Here is a 16,722-nt window from a genome sequence, read left to right on the forward strand (position 1 = left end):
TGTCAAGCCGAAAACCACCGCCGCCCGACCGGGACGGTCTGGGCGGCGGACGAAGGTCTCTTCTTGTTTCTCAAAGAGAAACGCGGCCCTGCCCGCGCCGGGGCGCGAACGGGGCCGCCTCGCGCGGACGCGCGGGTGCGCGGGCTCAGCTCCAGCGGACGCGCGCGCGCAGGCCGGCGAGGCTGCCGTCGGCTGCCACGCCGACGATGTAGACCGGGTGGAGCGGGCCGCCCTCGGGATCGGCGCCGACGATGTAGACCTGCAGGTCGGCGAGGGTCGACTGCATCGCCTGCGCCAGCGCCACGGCCTGCGCGGTCTGGCCGGGCGTGTGGTGCTCGACGAGGCGGCGGAAGAAGTCGGCGGCCGACTCGATGCGGGCGATCCGCTGGGTCGGGTCGTCGATGTTCAGGCCGAGCGTGGCCACGAAGCTCTGGGCGGTGAGGCTCTCGAGCTGGGCCGGCGCGTGGAAGCTGAGGAGTTGCTCGTTCGTCAGCTCGGTGCCGTAGTCGTCGAACACCAGGTTGAAGGCCAGCGCCTCGAAGTGGTTCGCCAGCTCCTCGCCGCTGCGCTGGCGGTGGCGCGCGACCTTGACCGCGAGGCGGCCGAGCGGAGGCATCGCCGCGACCTCGTCGGTCGACAGGCCGTTGTCGTTGGTGTCGAACGCGGCCACCAGCTGCTCGCGGGCCACCACCAGGGCTCGCTCGACGTCGCCGCGGTCGACCCGCTCGCTCGGGTTGCCGTCGAGGCGGACGATGAAGCGGTAGAAGAAATCGACCAGATCGCGCTCGGCCCCGGTGAGCTCGGCGATCTTGCGCCGGATCTCCGCACGGCTGGTGATCTTGTCGCGGCCGCCGGCTTCAATGATCTGGGCGGCGGCCCACTCGAACGCTGCATTGACCTCGGACTTGGCGATGCGTGACACGGCCGCGAGTGTGCCGGGGAACCGCCGGCGGGCCAAGCGATTTTCGCCCGCCCGTGAGCCTGCAGGAGCGCCGCAGAACCCGCAGACAGCCCGCCGCGGCCCGAGGACTGCCTCGTGTCGGGTCGGGTCGGACCCCACCCGGCCAGCGCGGGGTCGCGTGAGCTCGACGATCTCCGTCGACGGCCCGACGCGGACGGCGACTGCCGACCCGGGGCCGGCCGCGTCGGCGCCCGCTCGCCCCGGGTCGTCGCCCGCGCGAATGCCCGTACAGACATGTTTTAAAAAACATGTCTGAAAGACCATGCGGTTGTATGCCCCCGTGCAGGCGCGGGGATGGACCCGTTGACAGCAAACGGCCGGGTTTGCCACGCTCGCGGCGATGAACGAGGGCACCAAGGCGCTGCGAGCGGTGCAGATGTGGGACGCGTGGGGCACGGCGCTGACGCGCTGCGGCCGCGATCTGCCGGCGCTCCTGGCAGGGGCCTCGCCGCGGATCACGAGCCCGCGGCCACCCACGCGGGTGCGGCTGCTCGTGCGGCGCAGCGGCCAGCACGGGCAGGTGAGCTTCGAGCTGCGGGTCGACTTCGTCGGCGTCCCGCGGGCCGAGGTCGAGTTCGACGGCACGGTGTATCGCGAGAACACCATCATCGAGGGTGAATCGAGCGGCGAATGGGCCTCGGTCGAGTTCGGCCGCAAGCACGTCGAGCTGCACCAGATCCACGCGGCCGTGCCGAAGCTGATGGACGCCGTCTACGACCGTTCGACCTTCGTCCCGAAGCTGCGCGCGCTCGCCGACATCGCGCGGATCGTCGCCCTCCAGACCGCCTTCGACGTGGAGCTCGGCGCGGCCCAGCGGATCCACTTCGAGCTCCGCTACGGCAAGGACGAGCGCGAGGCCTTCGCGCGCATGGGCTTCGAGCTCACCTACGCCAACGGCGTGCCGTTCACCGACGCGGACGAGGCGCGGCTGGAGGCCCGCCAGGGCCCGAACTACAGCTGGCCGAGCGGCGTCGCCTGGCGGCGCAGCGACGCCACGATCGACGGCAACACGGCCAGCTTCGGCGCCAACGCGGCCAAGATCTTCCGTTGAACCGGACCTCTTGCCCGACACCGGCATGATATGTTCGAAAGGACATGTCGCCGAGTCGGCTCAGCAGCGCGCGGCCAGGGCGAACACCAGCGCCAGCAGCGAGCCTCCCGCGAGCAGCCACGGAGTCGTCGCCGACCACCGCGCCTGCGCCTGCTGGCGGGCGATCGCCTGCCCGCGCCGCGCCTTGCGGCTCGGGGGCGTGAAGTCTTCCACGTCGGCGACGAACCACCGCACCACGGCCGGCACCGCGATGTTTCCGCCGATCACCGTGACGTCCCCGCCGGAGCGGAGGGTGAACGCCGGCTCATGGGCGCGGCGGGCCGCGTAGCCGCCGGGCAGCAGGGCCGTGTCGCCCGTCGCGGCCTCCAGCGCCGCCAGCAGCGACTCTGCCAGCGGGCGTCGCTCGGCGGCCATCGCCTCGATCTCGGCCAGCTCGGCCTCGAACGCCGCGAACTCCGGCTCCGCCACGCGGGCCGCGAACTCGGCCAGGTCGACGTCGTACAGCGAATACCTCCCGTCGGTCAGCGCCTGCAGGACCCGGTCGTAGACCACGTCGACCGAGCAGTTCCAGGCCGCGTCCTCGTCGTCGGTGTCGCCGACCGCCTGGCGGCACAGCCCCGCGCTCTCGGCCGAGAAGCCGCGCGTCCACCCGTCGAGGGCGACCTCGAGGTTGCCGCCGCCGACCCCCCGGTGATAGCCGAGGCAGATCCCCGCATCCGCGGTCGCGCCCGCGAGGCGCGCGGCCTCGTCGACCCGCACCAGGGCCGCCTCCGCCAGGCGGGTGCGCAGCCGCGGGAACTCGGCCAGCGCGGGGTGCTGCTCGGGCAGCCGCAGCCCGCGGCGCGCCGCGACCTCGCGCGGCACCAGCCACCGCTCGTCCTTCGTGTCGGACAGCTCGAAGCGGGTCGCCTTGCCCGCCAGCGGCCCGCGCACGAGCTCCGCCTGCCCTCGCCCCTCCCACCGGTGCGGGTCGATGGCCACCAGGCCGGGGATCACCAGTGCTTCGGGCATCCTGCCTCCACGCCCGCGGAATAACACGCCCGCGTACCGGCCTCCAGCCTCAAGTCCGCCGAGCTCCCTCGGCCCGGTCGCGCGCGTGCCGGACGGCTCCCGCCTTCGCCTGCCCCGAAGCGCAGCCGTCCCAGCCGGGCGGCCCCGCGGTGCTCATGCCCGATGGAACATGTCTCTCACGACATTTCCGTACGGACATGTCTTCTTCGACATGTCCGAACAGCCATCACGGCCCGACGTGAGTCACCTCGCCGTCGATCACCTTCCCGACCCACTCTGCCAGCTGGACCCCGTCGATCACCGTGGTCCAGAACGACGGCGAGCGCAGCACCGTGTGGCCCTGGCCGAAATTGTAGAGCACCTGAGTCTGGCCGATGTAGTACGTCGCCGCGGCGTCCTCGTGGTCGGCGCGGAGCGACAGCAGCCCGTCTTCGTACACCTCGGCGGGCACGCTGATCGGCAGCCCCTCGCACGTGTCGTACTGGCCGTTGCCCCAGCCGAACGACATAAAGCCGCGGATGATCGCGTCGGCAGTGTTGGAGAACAGGCCGAAGCGGATCTCCGGGTACGCCGTCAGCGTGTGCTGGAGGATCCCCGTGGCGAAGTCGTCGGGGTCGGCGCAGTCCGGGCCGCACGCCGCGAGGATCGTCTGGTCGAGGCCCCACACCTCGCGGAACGTCTGCTGCAGGCACGGCGGGATCACCTGATTGGACACCGGCGGGCCCGAGTCGTCGATCACGATCATCTGCGGGCCCGGGCCGAACGCGTCGGCCACCTGCACCGCGTTGAGCCCGGCCCCGAAGCCGCCCGCGCTGATGCCGGTGAGCAGCACCTTCTCCGCGCCGGGGAACGTCGGCACCCACTGCTGCAGGTACTTCGTGATGTTCGTGTAGCCGCGGAAGTGGCGGACCTGGCCGCCGAGCGTCGTGTCCTTGTCGCCGCCGTGGATGTCGCCCGTGCAGTACGGGACGTAGATCATGCTCCAGTCGCGGACCGGGTTGACCGGGTTGTTGCGGTTGAAGATCCCGTCGGGCGGCGGGATGAACGGGATGTTGAACGCCGAGAAGTCGCACGCATCATTGAAGCAGGCGCCGCCGCCCTCGAGGTAGATCATCACGTTCTTCGAGGCCGGGTTCAGGCTGACGCCGAAGCCGGCAGTGGTGCCGTTCATGCACATCGTGCCGGGCACCTCGAAGTACTTCCATTCGAGCGGCGGCGCGTCGATCGGCGCGACCGCCGTGCAGTCTGCGAGGCAGCCGTCGAACGGATCGTCGTCGCCGTCGTCGCACGCCTCGCCCGGATCGAGCTGGCCGTCGCCGCACGCCGGCACCGGCGGCTCGCCGGTCGTGCTGCTCGAGGTCGCCCCGCCAGAGCTCGAGTCTTCCCCGTGCGAGCCGCTCCCGCCCTCGCTGTCCGGCGGCGCGCTCGTGGCCTCGGTCGGGACCACGCTGCCGGCCGTGTCCGTGCCTGTCGCCTCCGTCTCGCTGCTCGGCGCGTCCGAGTCGGACGCGTCCTGGCCGGTTGACTGCGGCCGGTCGCCGCAACCCGCGAGGGACATGCTCGTCGCGCACAAAAGGCGCGCGACGGGGGATGAGAGCCGTGCCATTCGATGCGACCTCCCGACCGGCGGATCTCCGATCGAGCCCGACGATCGTCCCCGGCGGGCGAGAATGCAAGGAGGAGCGCCGCCCCCAGCCCTCCGCAAATGTCGGCGGGCGGCGAGGCCGCTTCGCATCACATGTCCCGAAGGCCAGCCTCTCCTACGGGCTCAGGCGGGCGATCCACGCGTCGCGCCCGTCGACCCCCTCGTCCATCCCGCCGGCGACGACGACCGTGCCGTCGGGGGCCGCGCGCACGCAGCGGGCCTGGCTCGCGCCGCCGCCCGGGCCGGCGATCACCGACGCCCACCGCTGCGTGCCGTCGAGCGCGAGGCGCCGCACCCACGGCTCGCGCTTGCCGGCCTGGATCGTCGCGCCGGCGAACAGCAGGTCGCCGTCGGCGGTCAGCGCCAGCCCGTAGCACAACGCGCCCGCCGCCTCCGGCCCGGCCCCGATCTCGGTCCACACCATCAGGCCGTCCTTGTCGTAGCGGCGGAGGAAACTCTTCCACGGCAGCGGATCGACCGCGGACTCGTAGCCGCACACGATCACCCCGCCGTCGTCCAGCGCGACCGCGCCGTGCAGGTAATCGGCCTTGCTGGCGGCCCCGTTGTACAGGCGCGACCACAGCAGGTTGCCGTCGGCGTCGTAGCGGGCGACCCACGCGTTGTTGCTCTCGCCGGGCGCCGCCTCGTAGCCGGCCGCGTAGATGTAGCCGTCGGCGGTCACCGCGACCGCCTGCGTCGCGTCGTTGCTGCCGGCCGCGCCGTCGTACGTGCGCGTCCACAGCACGTCGCCGGTCGGCCCGTACTTGCGCAGCCACGTGTCGTTGCCGGCGTCCTGCGTCGCAGTCGCCCCGCCGATCACCAGGTTGCCGTCGGGCGTGAGCACCGCCCCGCTGGCGGCGTCGTTCAGCATCGCCGCGCCGGCGAACTTCTTCGTCCACAGCGGGCTGCCGTCGGCCGCGTGCTTGCGGACCACCACGTCGTTGCCCTGCATCGGCTCCTGGGCGAAGCCCCCCAGATAGACCGTCTCGGCCGCATCGACCGCGATCGCCCGGCCCTGATCCTCGAGCATCGCCCCGCCGGCGTAGGTCTGCGTCCACAGCTCGGCGCCGTCGGCCGCGTACTTGCGGACCCACAGGTCGCTGTCGTCGGTGCCGACCCCTACCAGGCCGACCACGTAGATCGAGTTGTTGGCGTCGACGTCGCAGGCCAGTGCCTCGTCGACCATCTTGAGCCCGCCGGCGTGTGTGGTCGACCACAGCACGCGCCCCGACGGCTGGCAGTCGGCGTTGCAGCCGTCGCCGTCGACCGGATTGCCGTCGTCGCACAGCTCGGGCTGCTGAATCACCCCGTCGCCGCAGCCCGCCGCCGGACCGGTCGTCTCGCCGGTGCTGGTGAGCGCCTCCGTGGTGCTCGTCGTCGTGCTCGTGGAGGTCGTCGTGCCCTCGTCGGAGGTCGCAGTCTCGTCGGGCCCGGTCGAAGTCGCAGCGTCGCTCGCAGCATCGGACGACCCGGTCGTCGTCGCCTCGGTCGCCGCCTCCGAGGTGGACGGCTGCGCGCCCTCGTCGTCGCGCCCCTGCCCGCTCGCGCACCCGGCGACCAGCGCGAGCGCGGCGAGCCTCTCCTTCGTCACGAACATGGCCCATCCTAACCGCGACGCCGCCCGCCTGGCACCCGCGCATGTGCGGGCGCCCTGCCCCTCCGGGCGCGTGAGGGCCGACCCGAGCCCAGGTCTCCGCACCTCGCCCACGCGCGCGGTTCCGGGATCGCAGGCCGGGGTGCGCCCGAGTTCGCGCAGGCCCGGGTCAGGGACAATCACATGTCCTCGAGGACGTTTTATCGACACGGTCCCGACTCGGCACTGTCGCTCGCCACGGACTTTCACATGTCCTCGAGGACATCATTCAATCACATGTCCTTGCGGACATATCATCATCTCCTGCGCTCCTCGCCGCCTCCGAATCATCACGCACCCGTCCGACGTAGTGCATCGTGACCGGCCTCCGCCGAGGCGCGATCGCATACGCTCGCAGGCTGGCGGTGGAAGCTGCGACGGCGGACAGCGGCGCCTCTACGACCGCGGCGGCATCGTCAGTCGTCGCCCGCCCCGAACACGTCGCCGACGACGATCGATCGCATCCCGTCGTCGACCGTACGCCACAGCAAGAGCCCGTCGTCGGCCGTCACCGCGTAGGCCGCGATGTCCGGCGACTCCACGCGGCCGTGGTTCGTCGCGTCGATCCACCACAGCCCGCGGCCACGGACCAACCAGAAGGCTCGCTCCGAGTCGGAGACCAGCACGTCGAGCGCGGGGGGCACCGCCGCGAGCGAGAACAATCGCCCGTCCGCGGTCGACCGCAACAACTCGAGCGCCTCTCCCCGCGCCCGGAACAACAGCGAGTCGCCGGCCCAGGCCGGGCATCCGAGCAGACCCTCGCCCGCGTGTTCGTGGCGGATCGCGGCCAGCGGCAGCTCGCCCGAGTACAACGCGCCGTCGGGGTGAGCGCGCCAGGCCAGTCGCTCGCCACGAGCGACGACGCAGGAGGGGCGATGGCCGAGCTCGATGGCCTCGACGACCCCGTTGCCCTCGAGCTCGGCGCTGACGAAGCCCGACAGGGCGGGGAGCACCACGCGATCGCCCACGAGCAGCGGCCCCTGACCGTCGAGGCGCGGGTGCAGCGACGAACCGAGCGACTCCGGCCACGGCAACGTCGCCGCGGGCGCAGGCGCACCGAAGCCGCTCTTGTCGAGGACCGTGACGTCGATGCGGTCGTCGTGAACCTCGGCGCACCACAGCGAGTCGTCGCGCTCGCCGAGCAACCAACCGCGGCACGGGAAGTCGTCGCGGATCCACCGGTGATCGAGGTCTCGCGGGATCCGCAGCAGCGCCGCGCCGGGCTCCGGCTGGGCCCAGTACGCCTGGTCATCGACGAGCGCGAACGTCTCGGTGAACAGCGCGTCGGCGCCGGTCCCGGGGCGCCAGATCCCCCGGGGCGTGCGCAGCGGACCGGCGGCGAGGTCGACGAAGAGGACCTCGCTCGCGCGAAAGAGCCGGCTCGTCGCAGGCTCCGGCGCGGGCGCACGCAGGAGCTCGCGCGAGTGCACCTGCGGAGTGTGCGATGCGGTCGCAAGCGACTCGTCGGACCTCGCCGGTCGGCTGCAGGCGGCCAGCACGAGCGCGAGCAGCAGAAGGCGAGGACGCTCCGGGTCGGCGGGCATGTCGGGCGTAGGTCTCCCACCCTAGCACTCTGGCCGCTGCGGCGGCGAGCTGGCCAGCTGTCAGATGCACGGCATCGAGCCCCTCAAGAGCTTCAGAGACGTCGTCCGCGCAAACGCCCGACCAGCACCACCGCCACCGCCAGGTTGAGCAGCAGCGCCGACGCGCCCGCCGGTCGGGGGTGGCGCAGCAGGTGGTGGACCTCGAACGGCACGAACGACAGCGTCGTCACCACTGTCACGTACTCGGCCCAGCGGCGGCCGAGCCACAGACCGACGCCCTCGACCGCGAACAGCGCCGCGTACAGGAACGAGCCCACGCCGAGCTCGGCCAGCTGCGCCGGCGACACCCCGGCGAGCCGCGCCAGCAGCTCCTCCAGCCGCGCGCGCTCGCTGTGCAGCGCCAGCGCCGACAGCCACGCGTGGGCGCGCTCGGCGACGCCGGGGCGCAGCAGCTCGAGCGCGCCGAGAGCGACTGTCCCGAGCAGCGCCGCCTTGCAGAACTTGAACAGCGCGATCGCCCGCAGCAGCCGGTCGCGCCGCCCGTCCGCTCGTCCGTGGGGCCCCCGCCGGCTCGCGCGATCCATCGCAACTGCGCAGCGTGACGGACATGCGCCGCGCCGACGCGTGATCGCGGCCACGCGCGCGCCGACTCCGGCCCGTTGTCCCGCCGCACAGGCGCGGCCCGGCCGCACGGCTATGGACAGCAAAAGCGGGAGGCTCACGACGATGCTGGGGCGCAGACAGTTCGGCAAGCTCGGTGGATGGTTGGCGCTCGGCTTCGCCTGCGACTTTGACCGCGGCGGCGACCCGCAGCTCGACGACGATCGCTGGCAGCGGGCGCTGCAGATCGCGCGCGACCTCCTGCTCGTCGGGCCCGAGGGCGAGGACCTCAAGCTCGAGTACCTCAAGGTCCTGATCGACGACGGCCTGCCGGCGACCGACGCGCCGAAGAAAGTCCTCGTCATCGGCGCAGGGATCGCCGGCCTCACCGCCGGGCTCCTGCTCAAGCAGGCCGGGCACGATGTCACCATCCTCGAGGCCAACGCCAACCGGATCGGCGGCCGGATCAAGACCTTCCGCGCCAGCGATCCGCTGCAGCCGGCGCCGTTCGCCGACCCCGCGCAATACGCCGAGGCCGGGGCGATGCGCCTGCCCGACTTTCACCCGCTGTCGCTGGCCCTGGTCGACAAGCTCGGCCTGCCGCGGCGGCTGTTCTACAACGTCGACGTCGTCGCGCCGAAGCCGACCAAAATCCCGCCGGTCCGCTACAAGTCGTTCACCGGCGAGGTCTGGCAGAACGGCGAACCGATCGCCGACTTCCTCCCGCCCGACCAGGCTCTGCGGACCTGGATCGCGGTCAACGGCCTGCTCGTGCGCCGCAGCGAGTACGCCGACGATCCCGCGCTCGTCAACGAGGGCTTCGGGGTCATGGGCATCGACACCGATCGCACCACCGCCGAGATCTTCAACGCCGCGCTCGATCCGGTCCGCGACTACTTCTCCGACCCGCTGCCCGACGGCACGCGGGAGAACAAGCCGACCGCCGAGTGGATCGAGGGTTGGGCCCGCGCGATCTACGACTTCGACGGCTACTCGATGAGCCGCTACCTGACGGAGTACGCCCTGCTCGACGAGGCCACCGTCGACGCCATCGGCACCGTCGAGAACGCCACCTCCCGAATTTGGTTGTCGTTCATGCACACCTTCATCGGCCGCAGCGACATCAACCCCGGCGCCCGTTACTGGGAGATCGAGGGCGGCTTCTGGCGCCTGCCCTACGCGCTCGAGCCGATGCTGCAGGGCCAGCTCGTGCTCGACCGCCGGGTCGTCCGGATCGTCACCGGCGACGGCCACCACGGCCCCGCGGTGCGCGTCGAGACCGTCGACGAGAGCGGCGCCCCCGCCACCGAGTACACCGCCGACCTGGCGATCGTCACGATCCCGTTCTCGAGCCTGCGCCACGTCGAGTTCGACCCCCCGCTGTCGTACGGCAAGCGCCGCGCGATCATCGAGATGCACTACGACTCTGCGACCAAGATCGTGCTCGAGTTCAGCCGCCGCTGGTGGGAGTTCACCGAGGCGGACTGGCAGCACGCGCTGGAGGCGATCGCGCCCGGGCTGTACGAGCAATACGGCGAGGCGCCGGCGACGCACGTGTTCGGCGGCGGCTCGGTGACCGACAACCCCAATCGCAACATCTATTACCCGTCTCACGCCATTCCCGGCAGCCCGGGCGGGGTCGTCCTCGCCTCGTACACCTGGGCCGACGACGCCGCGCGCTGGGACTCGATGACCGACGACGAGCGCTACGAGTTCGCCCTGCGCGGCCTGCAGGACGTGCACGGCGAGCGGATCGCCGCGTTTTACACCGGCCGCGGCCGGACCCAGAGCTGGATGAACGACCGCTACGCCTTCGGCGAGGCCGCGGTGTTCCTGCCGAACCAGCTCATCGAGCTCCACCTGCACACCGCCAGCGTCGAGGGCCCGCTGCACTTCGCCGGCGAGCACACCTCGCTCAAGCACGCGTGGGTGGAGGGCGCCCTCGAATCCGCCGTCCGCGCGGCGCTCGAGGTCCACCGCCGCTGATTGCGCCGACTCACGATCGCCCCTGCGCTCCTCGGCGGCCTGTGAGCGACAGCGCCGCCGCCGCCCTTGCACCGGCCGGCGGCGGCATCACCCTGGTCTCTGCAATGTGGGCCATCGATCCACAATACATGCTGTACATGGTGCCCGGGCTGCTGCTGTCGCTGCTGGCCTCGTGGTACGTCAAGTCCACCTTTCGCCGCTACGCCCAGGTCCCGCTGCAGGCGGGCCGGGGCGTGACGGGCGCCCAGGCTGCCGCGGTCGTGCTGGCGCAGGCGGGGGTCCGCGACGTCCGCATCGAGCCCATCGACGGCGCGCTGTCCGATCATTACGACCCCGCGCACAAGGTGCTGCGCCTGTCGCCCGACGTCTACTCCGGCCGCTCGGTCAGCGCCGCCGGCGTGGCCGCGCACGAGGCCGGTCACGCCATTCAGCACGCCCACGGCTACGGCCTCATGCGCGTGCGCCAGGCCCTGGTGCTGCCGGCGCGGATCGGCTCGCAGCTGTCGTACGTCGTCATCATCGCCGGCCTCGCGTTGCACATGCTCGGCCTGGCGTGGTTCGGCGTGTTCCTGTTCGCCGGCATCTTCCTGTTCGAGCTCGTCACCCTGCCGGTCGAGCTCGACGCCTCCCGCCGGGCCCGCGAGCGCCTGGAGGCCGCCGGCCTGGTGAGCCGCGCCGACTACGTGGGAGTCAAGCGGGTGCTCGACGCTGCGGCCTTCACCTACGTCGCCGCGCTCGTCACCACCGCGCTGCAGATGCTCTACTTCGTCACACGGATCCGCGGCGAAGAGCGCTGAGCCGAGGCCGAGGCCGCCGCGGGCCGGCGAACAATGCTGGCAGTGGAGCCAGGCCTGGCGCGCGATCGCGGCGCGGTGCAGGCTTTCTCGGCGACGCAGTCGCGCGAATCATCGCAGCTCGCGCGCCGGCGTCGTCCGGGGGTCCGTCCATGTTCCACCGACGATTCGACGCGGCGTGGTTCGGCGCGGCGCTGGCCGCCTGTCACGCGGCCGACGAGGAGGTCGTGCCGCGCAGCGGCGACGACGATCGCACCCGCGACGTGGTGTTCTCGCCGCAGCCGCTGGCCGAGAGTCACAACGCCCGGGTCGCGCGCCTCATCGACGAGGCCGAGCGCACGCTCGACATCGCCATGTACTCGTTCACCGACGCCGGCATCCGGGCCGCCCTCGCCGCCGCCACCACGCGCGGGGTCGAGGTGCGCTTCTTGTACGAGACGGCCAGCGAGGACCGCAAGCTCGCCGGCGCCGCGCTGCAGGACTCGCCGTCGGGCCGGCTCGAGCGAGACGGCGTCGACGTGCGCTGGGTGAACAAGATCATGCACCACAAGTTCATGATCGTCGACGGGCCGCGCGACGACCTCGCCGCGGCCGACGGCGCCCACCTCGTCACCGGCAGCGGCAACTGGTCGCGCGGCGCGGCCACGATCTACGACGAGAACACCCTGTTCCTGCGCGGCGAGCGAGAGCTGGTGCTGCGCATGCAGCAGGAGTTCGAGCTGCTGTGGACGCACTCGCGCGAGTTCGCCGGCGACCCCGCCCTGAGCAGCCGGCCGTCGACCTTGATGCTCACCGACGCGATGATCGCCGACGAGCCCGGCGCCGACGTCTACTTCACCTCGGCCAACTTCGACCTGCGCGGCGGCGACACCTTCGTCGCCAGCGGGCGCGAGGCCGTCGGCGACGCGCTGGTGGCCGCGATCGCGGCCGCGAGCGAGTCGATCGACATCGCCTCCGGCCACCTGCGCCTGCGCGGCGTCGCCGAGGCGCTGATCGCCCGCGCCGCCGACCCGAAGCTGCAGATCCGCGTCTACCTCGACGGCCAGGAGTACATCGCCGCCGCGACGCACGCGGCCCAGGTCAAGGCGCTGGACGATTGTTTCGAGCAGGCCGGCGCCGACCCGGGGAAGCAGCGCGAATGCGAGGACCGCGGCTTCCTGTTCGGCTACGCGGTCGGCGAGGCCGGCGTCGCAGTGCGCTACAAATATTATGCGTACCGCTGGTACGCCAGCTACGCCGAGCAGATGCACCACAAGTACCTGGTGATCGACGGCGACGAGCTGTGGACCGGCAGCTACAACCTGTCGGACAACGCCGAGCACAACACCTTTGAAAACATGCTGGTGTTCCGCGGGCCCGCCTACGCCGAGCTCGTCGCCCGCTTCGCCGACAATTTTTCCGAGATCTGGGACACTGGCCGCACCGAGGGGCGCCTGGCCGCGCTGCACGACGACATCGAGGACGGCGGCCCGGTGCCGCTGGTGTTCCCGGCGATGGCGCTGACGCACGCGGAGATCTGGGACCTCAAGGACCAGATCCGCGCGGCCTGCCCCGCCGTGGACTCGCAGCCGTATCGCACGCACCCGGAGTCGCACCGGACGTGCGAGTGAGCGGTTCGCCGCCGAGATCTTGGCCGGCGACGGCTCGAGTTCGCCGCGGCTCGGCCATCATCATCGCTGCGGGTCACCACGGCGGCCTACCGCAGACACCGACATCCTCGAGTCCGGGCGGCACGTCTCCCTGGAGCTCCTGGAGGCACTGCAGGCCGATGTCGAGGCACACGTCGGGATCGGCCGTGAGATCGCAGTAGGGCAGGCAGCAACCCCCTTCGGGATCGCCCTTGCACTCGGGGATCATGAACGGCGAGCCGCACTTCAGGCCCGCGTCGCAGGTGTTGCTCTCCGTGCAGGAGTCGAAGGTCTGGCCCTTGGCGCCGCTGGCGTCGTCGAGGCACATGAAGGCCTGGTCATCGCCGACGTCGTCCGGCACGCACAGGTCGTCGCCGGGGCAGTCCTGCGCGAGCGGGTCGCAATGACGGACGCAGAGGTTCGTGATGGCATGAAAATGCTCGCACACGAGCCCGGGCTCCGCGCACGTCGGGTCCTCCGGCGAGCCCGTGCACAGGGCCAGGCACGTGCCGAATGCTTTCCCGATATTGTTTCGCCAGCAGAACTGGCCCTCGGGGCAGGTATCGAGGCCCTCGCCGCTGGTGCCGAGCACGGTGCATCGCTCGCCGAGCGCATCCGGGTCGTCGACGACCGGACGGCACCGCGCGGCCTCGTTGCCTCGCACGCCGTCGAGCGAGACCGGCATGCACTTCTGCCCTTCGGGGCAGTCTTGCGTCCAGATGTCGCACTTCTCATCCGGGGGCGCGTCCGTCGTGCCAGGCGCGTCCGTCGTCGCGTCGGTGCTCGTGGTCGAGGTCACCGGGTCGACCGTGGTCGGATCGCCGGTGGTCGGGTCCGTGGCCGCGTCCGTGACCGGTCCCGTGGCCGGGCCCGTGGTGGCGTCGGGGCCGCTCGTGGTCGTGGTTGTGGTCGCGTCCGTGGACGTGGGCTGCGGCATCTGCCCGGTGGTCGACGCCCCCATCGTGCTTGTCGGCGCCGTGTCCGTGGTGCCGGCGGTCGCGGGCTCGGTGGCAGAATCGCCCTTCGGGCGCTCCGTGCATGCGAGCGGGAGCAGCAGGAGCGCGACAAGAATAAGATGAGTGCGGGACCGGGGCAGCATGGCCCGCAGGATATCGAAAAGACCACGACCCGGCCACCCCGCGGTCCGCTGAGAATCAATGGGGTCGACGAATCACGCGACGTCCCACTCGAGCCACATCGACACCGGACCGCGGATCGTCACGTGCGAGCGGTAGATCGGCGCCGGCTCGGCCGCGAGGCGCAGCCCGGGCAGGCGCTCGGCGAACAGCTCGAGCGCGATCCGGGCCTGCGCGCGCGCCAGCAGGGCGCCGACGCAGTAGTGCGCGCCGCGGCCGAAGCCGAGGTGGTCCATGACGTTGGCCCGCGCCGGGTCGAACTGCGCCGGGCAGCGGAACTGGTCCTCGTCGCGGCTGCCGGACGCGTACAGCACGTACACGCGGGCGCCGGCGGGGATGGTCTGACCGCCGAGCACGACCTCCGCGGTCGTGACGCGGAGCATGCCGAGCGCGGTGCCCTCGACGCGCAGCGCCTCCTCGAGGTCGCGGGCGATCCGGCCCGGGTCGGCGACGATCGCCGCCCACGCGCCGGGCGTGGTCAGCAGCACGCGCAGGGTGTTGCAGAGCATGCGGCTGGTCGTCTCGTGGCCGGCGGCGATGAAGGCCCCGCTGATCAGCGAGATCAGCTCGGCCCGCGAAGGCGGCACCTGCTCCGCGCGCCCGGCCTGCAGCATCTCGCTCAGCGCGTCCTGGCCCGGGTTCGCCGTGCGCGCGTCGATCATGCGATCGCAGTAGCGCTGGAACTCGAGGTAACTCTCGACGCGCGCGACCTGCTGCTCGGGCGGCACGCGGGCGAACAGCAGCTCGAACCAGTCGTCGCTCCACCGCTTGATCTGCGGCAGGTCGGCCAGCGGCACCCCGAGCATGTCGAGGATCACCCGCAGCGGGAACGGCTCGGCGAAGGCTGCGGCGATGTCGACCCGACCGGCGCTGACGAAGCCGTCGAGGAGCTCGCTCGCGAGCGCGCGGATCCGCGGGCGCCACTGCTCGACCTTCTTGCCGTTCAGCGCGCTGCCGACGATCCGCCGCAGGCGCGCGTGCTCGAGCCCGTCGTTGTCGAGCAGCGTGCGCGTCAGCGGGTGCCCCGTGGCCAGCAGCGCCCCGGCCTCCGGGGTGAACTCCGCCCCGATGGCGTAGGCGTCGAGCGAGGTGAAGCGCTCCGGATCGCGGAGGACGCTGCAGATCTCGGCGTGACGGCTGACCACCCACATCCCGAGCGCCGGGCTCCAGAACACCGGCTGCTCGCGGCGCATCTGCTCGAACAGCGCGAACGGATCGCGGTGCTGCTCGCCGTCGAAGGGATTGAACGTGTGGGCAAAATTGGGCGCGCTCGAATTGGAGTCAGTGGGCATGATAGTTCCTCGCGCGCCGGGAATACCGGCGCGAAGCAGGGCTGACAGCATGCCCGCATCGGCCGCGAGCAGCCCGTGAGCATGGCTCCGCCGAACATTCGCCGGCGCGTGAAACCACGAGCGCAGCAGGGTGCGCCGGCCGATCGCGCGAGGCCGCCGCGGATCACCGCGTCACGGGTGATTTTCGCCACGGCGGTCGCTACGACGACGTCCACGCTGCGCACCGCTCGCAACGAGCTCGCTGTCCGATTCGGGTCCGCGGCCGCGAGCGCGGCCGTGATAGCATCCACGGCGATGCGCGCGTCCCCCCTTGCGATCTCGCTGCTCGCCGCGGCCGCCTGCGGCACCGAAGAGCCCGAATCCTGCCTCCTGCGCTCCGCCAGCAGCTGCGACGTCCGCGAGGTCGATTGCCAGGAGCACGCCCACGCGGTGATCGCCTGTATTCGCGGCACCGATCATCCGCTGCCGCAGATCGAGGTCATGACCGCCGACGAATACGCCGACGCCAACCCGCCGGCCCCGCCGCGCACGCCCGCGGAGCAGCGCCTGTGGGACCAGCACGTGCGCGCCTACGCGCTGCTGAATCTATGGCCCTCGAAGTGGAAGGAGCCCGCGCCGACCCCGGTCGTCGCGCCCCACATCGCCTACGATGCGACGAGCGACACGATCATCGTCGTCGCCGACCGCACCCGGCGGGACACGGAGCTGTACGGCCTGCTCTACGCGCTGGCGCTCGCCGACCGCGACCGCGAGTCCGACCTGAGCGGGTTGCTCCTGACGGAGGGGGGCACCTTCGACAGCAAGAGCGGCCTGTCGGCCCTGTTCGCCGGCGAGGCGACCCTCTTCGCCGGCATGGCGGGGGCCCGCGAGCTCGACTACGGCGAGCTGGCGGAGCGCTTCTCCTACCTCGAGGCGATGGACGGGGTGCGGGAGAAGTTCGCCGATCGGTCGGCGACGTGGGGGGAGGCGATGTCGCTGTTCCAGTACATCTACGGCGCCCACTACGTCCTCAGCGCGTTCCAGCGCGGCGGCATGGGGGCCGTCGACGCCCTCTACGAGGATTTCCCGACGTCGACCGCGTACGCGCTGGCCAGCGGCAACAGCATCGACGCCGCCTTCTCGGCGATCGACCTCGCCCTGCCGGCGCCGCCCGAGGGCTTCCGCTACCTGTCGCAGGACAGCCTCGGCCCGGTGATGCTGCAGATCCACCGCACCCGCGAGACCGGCGACGAGAACACTCGGGCCGTCGAGCAGTCGCTGGCCCGCTCGTGGGTCGGCGATCGCCTCCTGGTCGCCGGCAGCGACACCAGCGACACAGTCGCGGTGGTGTGGCAGATCGCCGGCCCGGGCGGCGAGGTCGCCGAGACCATCGTCCGCGCGACCGACATCGCCACGTGGGACGCGTTCGAAGCGCTGTTCCCGGGCTGACCGCGGCCCGCTA

At 71.7% G+C, this 16,722-nt stretch carries 13 protein-coding genes; 5 read left to right on the forward strand and 8 right to left on the reverse strand.

What is annotated here, in order from left to right:
* Positions 1 to 145 precede the first annotated feature (145 nt).
* A complete protein-coding gene (locus tag OV090_RS12200) occupies positions 146 to 922 on the reverse strand; it encodes a nuclease A inhibitor family protein (protein WP_267703773.1) in 777 nt (258 codons plus the stop codon).
* Positions 923 to 1,301: 379 nt separating this feature from the next.
* Between OV090_RS12200 and OV090_RS12205 the strand changes: the two genes are divergently transcribed.
* Complete coding sequence (locus OV090_RS12205; protein ID WP_267703774.1) at positions 1,302 to 2,012, forward strand: hypothetical protein; 711 nt, start codon at positions 1,302 to 1,304, stop codon at positions 2,010 to 2,012.
* 60 nt (positions 2,013 to 2,072) lie between these two features.
* Here the strand turns inward: OV090_RS12205 and OV090_RS12210 are convergent, their stop codons facing one another.
* From OV090_RS12210 to OV090_RS12230, 5 genes are all read right to left on the reverse strand, one after another.
* Entirely contained in the window at positions 2,073 to 3,023 is a 951-nt protein-coding gene (locus OV090_RS12210) for a hypothetical protein (protein ID WP_267703775.1), read from the reverse strand.
* Between the two features lie 226 nt (positions 3,024 to 3,249).
* The gene (locus OV090_RS12215) at positions 3,250 to 4,581 is read right to left on the reverse strand and encodes a pectin acetylesterase-family hydrolase (RefSeq protein WP_267703776.1); all 1,332 of its coding nucleotides are present in this window, start codon (positions 4,579 to 4,581) and stop codon (positions 3,250 to 3,252) included.
* Between the two features lie 202 nt (positions 4,582 to 4,783).
* Positions 4,784 to 6,259 carry a hypothetical protein gene (locus OV090_RS12220; RefSeq protein WP_267703777.1) on the reverse strand — a complete coding sequence of 492 codons (1,476 nt, stop codon included), beginning with the start codon at positions 6,257 to 6,259 and terminating at the stop codon, positions 4,784 to 4,786.
* A 458-nt stretch (positions 6,260 to 6,717) separates the two neighbouring features.
* Positions 6,718 to 7,731, reverse strand: coding sequence for a hypothetical protein (locus OV090_RS12225; protein ID WP_267703778.1), 1,014 nt, complete (start codon positions 7,729 to 7,731; stop codon positions 6,718 to 6,720).
* Positions 7,732 to 7,937: 206 nt separating this feature from the next.
* The gene (locus tag OV090_RS12230; protein ID WP_267703779.1) at positions 7,938 to 8,429 is read right to left on the reverse strand and encodes a DUF2127 domain-containing protein; all 492 of its coding nucleotides are present in this window, start codon (positions 8,427 to 8,429) and stop codon (positions 7,938 to 7,940) included.
* Between the two features lie 142 nt (positions 8,430 to 8,571).
* On the opposite strand from OV090_RS12230, the gene OV090_RS12235 reads away from it, so the two are divergent.
* From OV090_RS12235 to OV090_RS12245, 3 genes are all read left to right on the forward strand, one after another.
* On the forward strand, positions 8,572 to 10,431 hold the full coding sequence (locus OV090_RS12235) for an FAD-dependent oxidoreductase (RefSeq protein ID WP_267703780.1): 1,860 nt from the start codon (positions 8,572 to 8,574) through the stop codon (positions 10,429 to 10,431).
* A gap of 41 nt (positions 10,432 to 10,472) precedes the next feature.
* Positions 10,473 to 11,228 carry a zinc metallopeptidase gene (locus tag OV090_RS12240; RefSeq protein WP_267703781.1) on the forward strand — a complete coding sequence of 252 codons (756 nt, stop codon included), beginning with the start codon at positions 10,473 to 10,475 and terminating at the stop codon, positions 11,226 to 11,228.
* 149 nt (positions 11,229 to 11,377) lie between these two features.
* Complete coding sequence (locus tag OV090_RS12245; RefSeq protein WP_267703782.1) at positions 11,378 to 12,835, forward strand: phospholipase D-like domain-containing protein; 1,458 nt, start codon at positions 11,378 to 11,380, stop codon at positions 12,833 to 12,835.
* 73 nt (positions 12,836 to 12,908) lie between these two features.
* On the opposite strand, the gene OV090_RS12250 is transcribed toward OV090_RS12245, so the two are convergent.
* Together OV090_RS12250 and OV090_RS12255 are read right to left on the reverse strand one after the other, a co-directional pair.
* Positions 12,909 to 13,952 carry a hypothetical protein gene (locus OV090_RS12250; RefSeq protein ID WP_267703783.1) on the reverse strand — a complete coding sequence of 348 codons (1,044 nt, stop codon included), beginning with the start codon at positions 13,950 to 13,952 and terminating at the stop codon, positions 12,909 to 12,911.
* Positions 13,953 to 14,024: 72 nt separating this feature from the next.
* Positions 14,025 to 15,281 carry a cytochrome P450 gene (locus OV090_RS12255; RefSeq protein ID WP_267703784.1) on the reverse strand — a complete coding sequence of 419 codons (1,257 nt, stop codon included), beginning with the start codon at positions 15,279 to 15,281 and terminating at the stop codon, positions 14,025 to 14,027.
* A gap of 294 nt (positions 15,282 to 15,575) precedes the next feature.
* Between OV090_RS12255 and OV090_RS12260 the strand changes: the two genes are divergently transcribed.
* Positions 15,576 to 16,709: a hypothetical protein gene (locus OV090_RS12260; protein ID WP_267703785.1), complete on the forward strand. Its 1,134-nt coding sequence runs from the start codon at positions 15,576 to 15,578 to the stop codon at positions 16,707 to 16,709.
* The last annotated feature ends 13 nt before the right edge of the window (positions 16,710 to 16,722 follow it).

This window comes from Nannocystis sp. RBIL2 (assembly GCF_026626745.1).
Classification (GTDB): Bacteria; Myxococcota_A; Polyangia; order Nannocystales; family Nannocystaceae; genus Nannocystis.